10 protein-coding genes are annotated in these 11,662 nt (G+C 37.2%); 9 read left to right on the top strand and 1 reads right to left on the bottom strand.

From position 1 onward, the window contains the following. Nucleotides 1-238: 238 nt before the first annotated feature. The 4 genes from HNQ80_RS19950 to holA all read left to right on the top strand — a co-directional run bounded on the left by HNQ80_RS19950 (nt 239) and on the right by holA (nt 4,988). Nucleotides 239-976 (top strand): MBL fold metallo-hydrolase, encoded by a 738-nt coding sequence (locus tag HNQ80_RS19950; protein ID WP_184312454.1) that lies wholly within the window; start codon nt 239-241, stop codon nt 974-976. A gap of 107 nt (nt 977-1,083) precedes the next feature. Then, entirely contained in the window at nt 1,084-1,395 is a 312-nt protein-coding gene (locus HNQ80_RS19945; RefSeq protein WP_184312453.1) for a hypothetical protein, read from the top strand. 135 nt (nt 1,396-1,530) lie between these two features. After that, complete coding sequence (locus tag HNQ80_RS19940) at nt 1,531-3,858, top strand: DNA internalization-related competence protein ComEC/Rec2 (protein ID WP_184312452.1); 2,328 nt, start codon at nt 1,531-1,533, stop codon at nt 3,856-3,858. Nucleotides 3,859-3,944: 86 nt separating this feature from the next. Beyond that, entirely contained in the window at nt 3,945-4,988 is a 1,044-nt protein-coding gene (gene holA / locus HNQ80_RS19935; RefSeq protein ID WP_184312451.1) for a DNA polymerase III subunit delta, read from the top strand. A 108-nt stretch (nt 4,989-5,096) separates the two neighbouring features. Here holA and rpsT read toward each other — a convergent pair whose 3' ends face one another. Then, entirely contained in the window at nt 5,097-5,372 is a 276-nt protein-coding gene (gene rpsT / locus HNQ80_RS19930) for a 30S ribosomal protein S20 (protein ID WP_184312450.1), read from the bottom strand. A 205-nt stretch (nt 5,373-5,577) separates the two neighbouring features. On the opposite strand from rpsT, the gene gpr reads away from it, so the two are divergent. From gpr to hemW, 5 genes are all read left to right on the top strand, one after another. Further along, nucleotides 5,578-6,552: a GPR endopeptidase gene (gpr, locus tag HNQ80_RS19925; protein ID WP_184312449.1), complete on the top strand. Its 975-nt coding sequence runs from the start codon at nt 5,578-5,580 to the stop codon at nt 6,550-6,552. A gap of 187 nt (nt 6,553-6,739) precedes the next feature. Further along, complete coding sequence (gene spoIIP / locus HNQ80_RS19920) at nt 6,740-7,972, top strand: stage II sporulation protein P (RefSeq protein WP_184312448.1); 1,233 nt, start codon at nt 6,740-6,742, stop codon at nt 7,970-7,972. 92 nt (nt 7,973-8,064) lie between these two features. Continuing rightward, complete coding sequence (locus HNQ80_RS19915) at nt 8,065-8,409, top strand: hypothetical protein (RefSeq protein WP_184312447.1); 345 nt, start codon at nt 8,065-8,067, stop codon at nt 8,407-8,409. A gap of 190 nt (nt 8,410-8,599) precedes the next feature. Further along, a complete protein-coding gene (gene lepA / locus HNQ80_RS19910) occupies nt 8,600-10,411 on the top strand; it encodes a translation elongation factor 4 (RefSeq protein ID WP_184312446.1) in 1,812 nt (603 codons plus the stop codon). Between the two features lie 41 nt (nt 10,412-10,452). After that, nucleotides 10,453-11,592 (top strand): radical SAM family heme chaperone HemW, encoded by a 1,140-nt coding sequence (gene hemW, locus HNQ80_RS19905; RefSeq protein ID WP_184312445.1) that lies wholly within the window; start codon nt 10,453-10,455, stop codon nt 11,590-11,592. Nucleotides 11,593-11,662: the final 70 nt, after the last annotated feature.

Genomic DNA, 11,662 nt, shown 5'->3' with positions numbered 1-11,662 from the left:
CTTTTCTTTGGCTTATTTGTTATGCCTATTTTCTATCAACTTGATTTCTCTAGTTTTTTTAAAAAATTTATATTGACTTTTGGTGGCTGGTCTACGGAACCATCTTATGTCGCATTTTCTGAAACTATGACTATACACGCTACAGGAAGTCAAATTCAATAAAGCACAAAAATCATAATTGCTTTCTTTTGAATATGGGTACATTATATGTATAGATTGTTTTAGAAAGGAGTCTTTTATGAGGATTACTGTATTAGGAAATTCAGGTCCATATCCACGGGCAGGTGGTGCATGCTCTGGTTATCTTTTTGAAAATGAAAACACAAAAATTTTAATTGACTGCGGTAATGGTACATTGGGCCGGCTCCAGCAAATCATAAAGAGTTTGGAAGATTTAGACATGATTATTATAAGCCATCTTCATAGTGATCATATTGCCGATGCTATGGTACTGAGATACGCTATAGGCATCAATAAGACAAAAGGTATTATTACCAAAGTAATTCCTTTATATGCTCCTGCCGAGCCAAAAGAGGACTTTGACAAGCTACAGTTTCAGAATGCTTTTCTTATGAATGAGATTTATGAAGATTTGATCATTCCGTTGAATGGATTAACCATTCACTTCAAAAGAATGGAGCATCCTGTACCTAGTTATGGCATAGCTATTGAAAAGGATGGGAAAAAATTCGTATATTCAGCAGATACAAAATATTGTGATCAGATTTTTCAATTGGCCCAAGATGCAGATTTGCTGTTATGTGAAAGTGGGGTACTTGAGCGAGATAGAATAATAGATATGGTTCACTTATCAGCAAAAGAGGCGGCAGAGATTGGAAAGATAAGCAAAGTGAAAAGATTGATGCTTACCCATTTTTGGCCAGGATATTCTCTGGATGAGATTCTACAGGAAGCTAAGGAAAATTTTGATGGTGATCTGATTCTATCTGAAGAAATGAAAACCTATGAAATTTGATAAAGTGTATGATAATGGCAACTTTCTCTCAGTAAGCTTTTTGGTAAAAAGGTAATAATAAATATAGACTCCTTATTATCAGAAGGATAATGAAAGGAAGTGAGTAGATGTTAAACAGCATTAGTGAAAGAAGAGTTAAGCTTCGCGATAAGTATAAGCTATATATTGAGGTGCCTGATCAAGCATATTTGACGATCTACGATGGAGATGTTAGTACAGACAATGCAAGAGATGTATTATCCCAGTATCTAAATTATCATCAGGATGATGCGAGGGTAGACAATGTGGAAATAAATCATGATAAAAATAATCACAGCGTGAATATTCAAGCAGATTTGATCTATGTTGGAAATGACCATACAAAAGCAAAAATGATTATTCCAAATCATTTGCGAACAGGAAAAGAGTTAGAGCATTAATCTACATGTCTTTGTCTTATAAAGAGGGCTTCCTAAATGGAGTCCTTCTTTTTATTTATAAGATATATAGAAGAGAGAGGAATTGGAAAAAATTTGTAGAAAATAGTACTTCAATTATGAAGGAGGTGGCGTTTTATGAGAAGGCCGCTAATTCCTGTAGTAGGTGCCTATGTAGCCGGGATTGTATTGAAGTATTGGATTGATAATCCGTATATATTTGGAGCCGCTATCTTACTCATTTTTTTTATTATGGGTGTCCTTTCTAAAAAAATCGGAAGCATATCTATTATCATATGTATATTTCTATTTATAGGTGCGGGGAATCTTTTACTTAAACTATCCTATGAGGGCCAGATGGTACCCTATTGGGATCAAGAAGCATATATGATAGGCGATGTTATGAATGTATCCTATAGAGATACAACGCAGCTAACAGTAAAGCTGAGAGAACTGAATTTAAATGGACAGAACATCAGGCTGAGTGAAACTGTTCTAGTAAAACTTACAGGAGAAACAGAGCTGGGAAAGAATATTGTTGGGAAAAGGGTTGGTATTTATGGGACGATTCGAGAGCCTCAGGGACCCAGGAATCCCAAGACCTTTGATTATAAAATGTATTTAAAAACAAGAGGAATTTATGCTTTGATCTATGGACAGGTAGAAGCGCTAGAAATCATCGGAAATGGTGAAACGAATGCTATTTTAAAAGGAGCTAACCAGATAAAGCATAAAATGACCCATGTTATTTTCAGTACATTGGAGGTAAGAGAGGGTGGGTTCTTATTAGGCCTTCTTCTCGGTGACAAAGATCAGCTAGAGGACGAAATCTATGAGGATTTTCAAGCGCTGGGTGCTGCCCATGTACTGGCTGTTTCTGGCCTTCATGTAGGAATTCTTTATATGGTATTGAATTATCTTTTACAAAAAACATCGATAAAGATTAGGGTATACATCGTTTTGATGGCACTTTGGAGCTACACTGCAATTACAGGTTTTTCACCATCGGTTTTACGGGCTGTAACCATGGCAACTTTTTTGACCATTGGCCCTATTCTCAACAGGAAGTATGATTCTTTGTCCGCTTTGCTGGCAGCAGCTTTTCTATTCCTATTAGCAAATCCTCTTTTGATTACAGATATTGGATTCCAGTTATCTTTTGTAGCGGTGCTATCCATTATTTTGCTTTATCAGCCAATTCTAAAGAAAATGGTCTTTATGCCTAGCTCTTTAGCTCAACTTATAGCTGTTTCTTTGGCTGCCCAACTGGGGACTTGGCTCATTGTGGCATATCATTTTAATGTCCTATCTATAGCATCTGTATTCATCAATATTCCCATCGTGATGATTGTGGGTTACCTCGTGCCTGCTGGTTTTGCCATGGTGATTATAGGAATTCTGAGTTTACCCATTGCTTCTTTCATAGGTTTTGTTGTGATGATAGGGATTCGCCTGATGTTAGCCATTATTAAGATATCTGCCTCCATTCCATTTTCATATGTGCTAGTCTCTTCGCCTAGTCAATGGCTTATTATAGCCTATTTTATATTCGTAGGAATATTAATATTGAATGAGAGATATATGGAGAAATGGCAATTACATAGAAAAAAATGCCTGTATGGGTTTCTTGGAATCTGTATGATCTTGTGGATCATGGTGAATTTATTACCTCGTCAGATGGAGGTTATATTTGTGGATGTAGGCCAGGGGGACTGCACCCTTATCCGTACACCTAAAGGGAAAAATCTACTGATTGATGGAGGAGGAAACTTTTATCAGGGAGTAGATAGGAAGGAAAAGAATATTATCGTTCCATATTTATTAAAGAATGGTATTTCAAAGATAGATATCATTTTTGCTTCCCATGCTCATAATGATCACGTGGGTGGGTTGATACAAGTATTAGATAAGTTACGGGTTGGATTCGTGATTGCAGGGACAGATGTTTTTCAGACAGAGGATTGGGTTGCCTTGGAAAAAGAATGTAAGGAAAAAAATATCGAGATTCATTTCCTGAAAAAAGGCAGTGAAATTATGATAGAAGAGGACGTTACCATGAAGGTTCTGCATCCTGATGAAGAACTTATTCAGTCTAGTCGAGACGATGTCAATAACAATTCCCTTGTACTGTTAATGAATTATAAAAACAAAAAAATATTATGGACTGGTGACATCGAGGCTGAGGCAGAAAACGTTATGTTACATCATTACCCTGGATTGGATGTGAATGTGGTGAAAGTTCCCCATCATGGCAGCGTTTATTCCAGTACTGAACAATGGATTCAGAGTATAAAGCCAGAAATTTCGGTGTTTCAAGTAGGTAGAAATAGTTTTGGACATCCCCATCCCAAAGTAATCGAAAGATATAATGAAGGTAGAAGCTTGATTTTTAGAAATGATAAACATGGTGCAATACGGTTGATGCTAGATGAGGAACAGATTGAAGTATATACGCTATTACCATAAAAAGAAAATGGCAGAGGAATGTGTGATTTTACAATTGCGTACGCGTGTGCTACAATGTATGGGAGTTAAAAATTGGAGGTAATGCAATGAGCTATAAGGATGTTATGGCAGATTTAAAAAATAATCAGCTATCCCATATTTATCTTTTTCATGGTACGGAATTTTATCTTATGGAACATGCAATTCGTGGGATTAAAAATAAATTAGTAGATGATGGATTTTCAGAATTGAACTATCAGGTAATTGATGGAAAGGATACTACCGTAGATCAAATTATCAATGCTTGTGAGACGTTACCATTTATGGCGGAAGCAAGGCTCGTTATTGTAAAGGATTTGGAGTGCTTTGCCGGAAAACGCAAGAACATTAGCGAGGATGAGGAAAAGAGATTGATTGAATATCTATCCAATATATCATATACAACCTATTTACTCTTTACTGTCACGGAAGGTTTGGACAAGAGAAAAAAAATCGTAAAGGATATTGGAAAATATGGTAAAGTTGTAGAATTTGACAAAATGGATGGGACAGATCTAAGTAAGTGGGTGGCCAAATCCTTTGGGAAGTTTGGAAAAAAAATCAGTGAGAAGGATATTCTACGCTTTATTGAAGTGTCGAGTTATTTGGAAAAAGGTTCGAATAAAAGTCTAAAGGATCTTGAAAATGAGATAAAAAAAATATCTGATTATATTGGAGACCAACCCATTGTTTCGCTAAAAGATATTGAGCTTTTGGCGCCAAAAACCATCGAAAACAATATATTTAATCTGGTAGAATCTATCGGAGAAAAAAAAGGTGAAAAGGCGCTGATGCTGCTAAGTGATATGTTATTAGAAGGTGAGCCCGAAATCAGAATACTTTTCATGATTACAAGACAGTTCAGGATATTATACCAAATCAAGTTGATGGAGTCTCAGGGCTATACACCTATGGCCATTGCACCTAAATTAGGATTGCAACAATTTATTGTTAAAAAATATCTGAAGCAAACTACAAACTTCGATAAAAATTCATTGCAAATGGCTCTTTATAAATGCTTAGAAACGGATCGTGGTATCAAGAAAGGAAAAATTTCTCCGAGGTTAGGGATGGAATTATTAATTAGTGAATTTGCTACCTATGTGAAATAGTGACGCTGTGGTCATTAAAAATGTATCATAAGGTACAAAAAAGCAGAAAAGCGTACATTGTACGCTTTTATATCTATGGGGAATTAATGACGGTTGTTTGGTAAAAAATTACATTGCTTGCTTTACAGCATCGTTTAATCTCTTCGCTAATCTAGCAACTTTTCTAGAAGCAGCATTTTTGTGGAATGTACCTTTTGCAGCAGCTTGTGTGATCTTCTTTTCTGCAAAACGGAACTTATCCTTCGCTTCTTCCATGTTACCAGCAACTAGAGCTTCTTCGAATCTTCTAATAGCAGTTTTAACAATAGACTTGATTCTTCTGTTTCTAGTTGTTTTTACAGCGATTACATGAATTCTTTTTTTAGCGGATTTAATATTAGCCAACCTGTTCACCCCCTTATACCCAGTTCAACAAAAGATATTCTATCATGATTACTTTCAAAATGCAAGGAAAAAAGTACTAGTTGTTTTATACCCAGAAAATTTTAAAATTATACATAACTTTTCTTCTATAAATATATTTCCGTTGTTTTGTATATAAAAATGTAATATGAGAGCACACTATATTTATAGAATTGGAGGTGTTGTCATGTTTCAAGTAAGGACAGACCTAGCTTTGGAAGCAAGGGAAATGTATCGTGAGAATACAAAACAGGAGATTCCTGGTGTTGAGGTAGAACAAAAAGAAGAAGATTTTGCTACGGTGACAAGGGTGAAGGTTTTTAATAAACAGGGTAGTGAAATTATGGGTAAGCCAGAGGGAAACTACATCACCGTTGAAGCGCCAGGTTTGAAAAAGGCTGATGCTGATTTAAAAGATCAAGTAAGCCAACTGCTAGCGAAAGAGTTGGTGCAGCTCATACCTAATAATAGGACGTTAAAAACTCTTATTGTTGGACTAGGAAATTGGAATGTTACACCTGATGCCCTAGGACCTCAAGTGGTATCAAAAGTTTTAGTAACTAGACATTTTTTTGAGACCTATGGAAAAGAAGAAGATCCTACCATGACATCGGTAAGTGCAATCTCTCCAGGTGTTATGGGTACCACAGGGATTGAAACCGTGGAAATCATACAAGGGATCGTTGAAAAAATAAAACCAGATGTGGTGATTGCCATTGATGCTCTAGCCTCTCGGAAAATGGAAAGGGTCCATACCACCATACAAATTTCCACGACGGGTATAAATCCAGGGTCTGGGGTAGGAAATACAAGAAAAGAACTTAGTGAAAAAACTATGGGCGTGCCTGTATTAGCCATAGGAGTTCCTACAGTGGTAGATGCGGCAACGCTGACCAATGATACAATAAAACTAGTGGTAGAAGCTCTAAAGAGCCAGGCTGCGAAAGGATCACAATTTTTCCACATGCTACGGGAGATGTCAGATGAAGACAAATATTCATTGATTAAAGAAGTGCTAGATCCTTATGGTGCCAATGTTTTTGTGACAACAAAAGATATAGATATGATTATTACAAATCTATCCCAAATTATAGCCAACGCTTTAAATATTGCTTTGCACCCAGGGATTGATCTCAAAGACGTGAATAGGTATCTCCATTAAAAAATAGTAATGTATTCTTAAGCCAGGCTTTGTTCCTAGATTTTGACATAGCTTGGCTTTTAATATACTGAGACAAACTTGGATTTCATTATCTTAAGAAAAAGTATTATCATATATAAAAAGCACCCCTCATATACTTATATAGCATGGTTTAACAACAGGAAAAAACAGAAGAGAGGTGCATATCTTGATCCGCATCAAGGTGATTGAAGTTAAAAAGTGTTTTAAATTAATAACGATACTTACAACAATTCTAATGTTTGCTTTATTCTTTTCTGTCCTTATGGTAGAGGTGAAAGATACTTCTGTAGTAAAAGCCAATGGTATAGAAACAGCAGTGAAAATGGACAGAATCAATCAGGATCAAGATATCCATGACAATATTTTTGTGATGATGATGAATAAGGCCATTCCACTGATGGACGTTATGTATGAAGAAACCTATGGAGCAAAAGATTACAAGGGGATCATGAAACTAGCTTTAAGTCGGTTGATTCACTTCGATTATCAAGATCCTAAAACCCTTTTACAAGCTCAAATACCTATTGTAAGGGAGATAGATCCAAGCACTGCAATCCAGTCAGTGAATGGTTCTGGAAAAATTACGTCGGATGATGTAGCTGAGGTGCCTGTGGAGATTCCAGATGTGCAGCCTAATACTGAGGTAGAGGATGACCAACATAGTACCACTGAGGTGCCTATGACGCCATCTGATTCACAGCCTACAACAGCAGATCCAATGCCAGGTCTTGAAATCGTTAGCTCGATGATTCCAGCAAAGATGCCAAATAAACTAAAACTAGATACTAAGAAGCCAACCATATTCATTTTTCACACCCATGCAACAGAATCCTATTTACCAGAGAGCGGTGGTAACTTTCACTCCTTAGAAAATCGGAAATATACAGTGCGATATGTGGGAGATAGATTGGAGGAGCAACTAGTAAAGAAAGGCTATAAGATTATCCATGATGATACGGTACATGACCATCCGTCCTATGAGCAATCCTATGTGAGGTCTCTAGAGACCCTACGTAAAAATTTAAAAGAGCAGCCCTCTTTGAAAATTGTTTTTGATGTCCATCGTGATGCAGTAATGAACCAAGATCAAGCCAATAATTCCCTTACGATTAATGGTGAAAAGGTAGCAAAATTTCAGCTGATTCTTGGAGGGAAAAATGACAACTATGATCAGCTAAAAACTTTTGCCGATTACTTTTATGCAAAAAGTGAAAGTATGTATCCTGGATTAGCCAAAAAATCATTAATGAAAGATTATGCCAAGTTTAATCAATATAATTCTGATTATTATTTGCTCATTGAAATTGGAAATATATCCAATCATGTCGATGAGGCAGTTCGCACGACTAAATATGTGGCAGAGATAATGGATGCGGTCATTCAAGATATCAAAGAGTAGTAAAAAGGAGATATTCGTATCTTCTTTTTCTTTTGAGACCTTCAGGTGAATAAAACGCAAAGACGATGTTCACACTAATAAGGGTGATGCATGTGAGCAGAGTTGAAAGAAAAAAAGAGGAGCAAATGCAAATAAGGCTACAGGAAAAACGAGTCCGAGGGAGGCTTGTTTGTATTGCTATGCTCATGCTTCTGTTATTTGGTGGAATATCGATTGTAGATGGATCCACCCGATGGATGATGATGCTTGAAGAGCCGAAAGTCTTCGGACATAATAAGATCAGTGATAGTGTACATGAACTCTATATATGTGGAGAGAAAGTACTTGTGGATGAGGAAGAGATCAAGAATAGTGTTTCACTAGTAAAGAATGACATAGAAGTTTTTTTGAAAGTGCTGATGGAGAAGAAGGATCAGCTTGTTAAATTTGAAGAGTAGGAGCCGAGGACAGCACTCGGCTTATTGTTTTTTATACATATAGACAATAAAAGCTGTAGGTGATATAATCCTATGGATATATTTCATGAAATACGGTGATAAACTTGTGTAGCAGGAATTATATATACGAAAAAATCGAATTATGTTATAATGATATGGATTATGGGAACGTGTAAAGAGGAGGAGTTGTATGAGCAGTAATAGACAAAAGAAGATACGTAATTTTTGTATCATTGCCCATATTGACCATGGTAAATCAACCCTTGCAGATAGATTAATTGAGAAAACAGGTTTGCTTACCCAACGGGAGATGAAGGATCAGATACTAGATAACATGGAACTGGAGAGAGAGCGGGGAATTACGATTAAACTCCAGAGTACAAGACTTGTATACAAAGCCCAAGATGGAGAAGAGTATATTTTGAATCTGATTGATACACCAGGACACGTAGACTTTACTTACGAGGTATCTAGAAGTTTGGCAGCGTGTGAAGGTGCCATCTTGGTGGTAGATGCTGCCCAAGGGGTAGAAGCCCAGACTCTCGCCAATGTATATTTAGCAATTGATCAAAACCTAGAAATTGTACCAGTAATCAACAAAATTGACTTGCCTAGTGCCAGACCTGATGAGATTAAGGAAGAGGTTGAAGAAATCATCGGTATTGATGCAAGTTATGCGCCCCTTATTTCTGCGAAAGAGGGGAAGAATATTGAAGATGTTTTAGAAGCTGTTGTGAAACATGTACCACCACCATCAGGAGATGAGGAGGGTACGCCGAGAGCATTAATCTTCGACTCCTACTATGACAGCTACAGAGGTGTGGTGGCTTATGTACGAGTGAAGGAAGGTACCCTTAGACCTGGTGATAAAATATTGATGATGGCTACAGGGAAAAAGTTTGAAATCAATGAAGTAGGGGTATTTATTCCAGGGCCTCTTCCTGTGAATGAGCTAAAAGCTGGAGATGTAGGCTATGTGACAGCGAGCATTAAAAATGTCCAGGATACGCGAGTAGGAGATACCATTACTAGTGCTATAAACCCTGCCAAGGAGCCGTTGCCGGGTTATAAGAAGGTTGTACCAATGGTATATTGCGGGATTTATCCTGGCGAGGGAGAAAAATATGAAAATGTAAGAGATGCGCTGGAAAAGCTGCAGGTGAATGATGCAGCTTTGGAATTTGAACCAGAAACATCCGTTGCATTAGGCTTTGGCTTTAGATGCGGATTTTTGGGACTTCTCCATATGGAAATCATTCAAGAAAGATTAGAACGTGAATTTGATTTAAATATGGTTACAACCTCTCCCAGTGTTATCTATCGAGTGACAAAAACGGATGGTGAGGTCTTAATGATTCAAAATCCAACCAATTTGCCTTCTGCCCAAGAAATTGCCTATATGGAAGAACCTATTGTTGAGGCGAAGATAATGCTGCCTAATGACTATGTGGGAAGCGTCATGGAGTTATGCCAAGACCGTCGAGGAATGATGAAACATATGGAATATCTGGATGCTAGAAGGATAGTTCTGCACTATGAACTTCCGCTTAATGAAGTGATTTATGACTTCTTTGATGCCTTAAAATCCAGAACAAGGGGTTATGGATCCTTGGATTATGAATTTAAGGAATATCAGCGATCGAAGCTGGTAAAGCTAGACATTTTATTAAATAAAGAAACGGTAGATGCATTTTCCATGATCGTCCATGAAAGTAAGGCAGATTCAAGAGGAAGAGTGATCTGTGAGAAGCTGAAAGAAGTAATACCTAAACACATGTTTGCCATTCCTATCCAAGCGGCTGTTGGTTCAAAGGTTATTGCCAGAGAGACCATCAGTGCCTTGAGAAAAGATGTGTTGGCGAAGTGCTATGGGGGAGATATCACCCGTAAGAAGAAGCTGCTAGAGAAGCAGAAGGAAGGAAAGAAACGAATGAGGCAGCTTGGTAGTGTAGAAGTTCCTCAAGAAGCCTTTATGGCCGTATTGAAATATGATGAAAAATAGTCACCGATAGGGTGGCTATTTTAAATTAGGAGTGAGAATGTATGAAGGAACTAGGATTATATATCCATATGCCATTTTGTTTGAGGAAGTGCCACTATTGTGATTTTGCTTCCTTTGCTGGTGAAGAAGGAAGGATCAAGAACTACGTGGATGGGTTAATCGTAGAATCGGGCGCATGGAAGCAGAAACTAGAGGGCTATAAGATCAAGTCAATCTTTATAGGCGGTGGAACACCTACCATCGTTCCCATTGGGGAAATGAATCGTTTGCTGGAGCAACTTTATAAGATTTTTTCTATCAAAAAGGAAATCGAATTTTCTATTGAGGGAAATCCAGGGACTTTTGATAAAGAGAAGCTTGATTTCTATCGAGCCAGCGGCGTGAATCGAATGAGCATAGGATTTCAGGCATGGCAGGAGGAGCTATTGGCTGTCTTGGGAAGAGTTCATGATCAGAGGCAATTTGTTGAGAACTATTTTTTGGCGAGGGAAGCAGGCATTAATAATATCAATGTTGACCTCATGTTTGGGTTACCAGGTCAAACAATGGACCATTGGCAAGAAACACTTCAAAGAATAGTGGAATTGGAGCCTGATCATATTTCCGCTTATAGCCTGAAGGTAGAGGAAGGAACAAAATTCGGGATTCTTTATGATAAAGGGATGTTGAGCCTGCCTACAGAAGAATTGGATCGTGCCATGTATGATTACGCAATCGAGTTCTTAAAGACAAACAAATATGGCCATTATGAAATATCTAATTTTGCTCAAAAAGGAAAGGAATGTATCCACAACAAAATTTATTGGAATAATGAAGAATACATTGGTCTAGGGCTAAATGCCCATTCCTATTTCAACAAGTATAGATTTTCAAATATAGGAAACTTAGATGGGTATATTCAAAAAACAGAAATTGGCGGAGATGTTATTATAGAGAATATTCCTGTTTCTCTAGCGGATGAAATGGCTGAAACTATGTTTTTAGGACTAAGAATGACAGTTGGCGTCAGTATCCAGAAGTTTCAGCAGAGATTTGGAATAAGTCCCATAGTACAGTACGAAAAGAAAATCAGAAAAATGATATCCTTGGGACTCATAGAAGTGAATGAGAAAAGTGTTCGTCTTTCTAGAAAAGGAATAGATCTATCTAACCAGGTTTTTATGGAGTTCCTTCCTGATTAGGAATTAAAAAAGAGAGAAAGTGAAAGTGTGAAAATGAGTCTTGACAAAATATTTCTTTAGTGATAATTTA

Source organism: Anaerosolibacter carboniphilus, from assembly GCF_014205875.1.
GTDB classification, from domain to species: Bacteria; Bacillota; Clostridia; order Peptostreptococcales; family Thermotaleaceae; genus Anaerosolibacter; species Anaerosolibacter carboniphilus.
Note: the sequence above shows the minus strand (reverse complement) of the source record. Positions and strands in the feature narration are given on the sequence as shown.

Coding starts and splice junctions, on each gene's coding strand:
- HNQ80_RS19950 (WP_184312454.1), top strand. CDS start 239: ATGAGGATTACTGTATTAGGAAATTCAGGTCCATATCCACGGGCAGGT.
- HNQ80_RS19945 (WP_184312453.1), top strand. CDS start 1,084: ATGTTAAACAGCATTAGTGAAAGAAGAGTTAAGCTTCGCGATAAGTAT.
- HNQ80_RS19940 (WP_184312452.1), top strand. CDS start 1,531: ATGAGAAGGCCGCTAATTCCTGTAGTAGGTGCCTATGTAGCCGGGATT.
- holA (WP_184312451.1), top strand. CDS start 3,945: ATGAGCTATAAGGATGTTATGGCAGATTTAAAAAATAATCAGCTATCC.
- gpr (WP_184312449.1), top strand. CDS start 5,578: ATGTTTCAAGTAAGGACAGACCTAGCTTTGGAAGCAAGGGAAATGTAT.
- lepA (WP_184312446.1), top strand. CDS start 8,600: ATGAGCAGTAATAGACAAAAGAAGATACGTAATTTTTGTATCATTGCC.
- hemW (WP_184312445.1), top strand. CDS start 10,453: ATGAAGGAACTAGGATTATATATCCATATGCCATTTTGTTTGAGGAAG.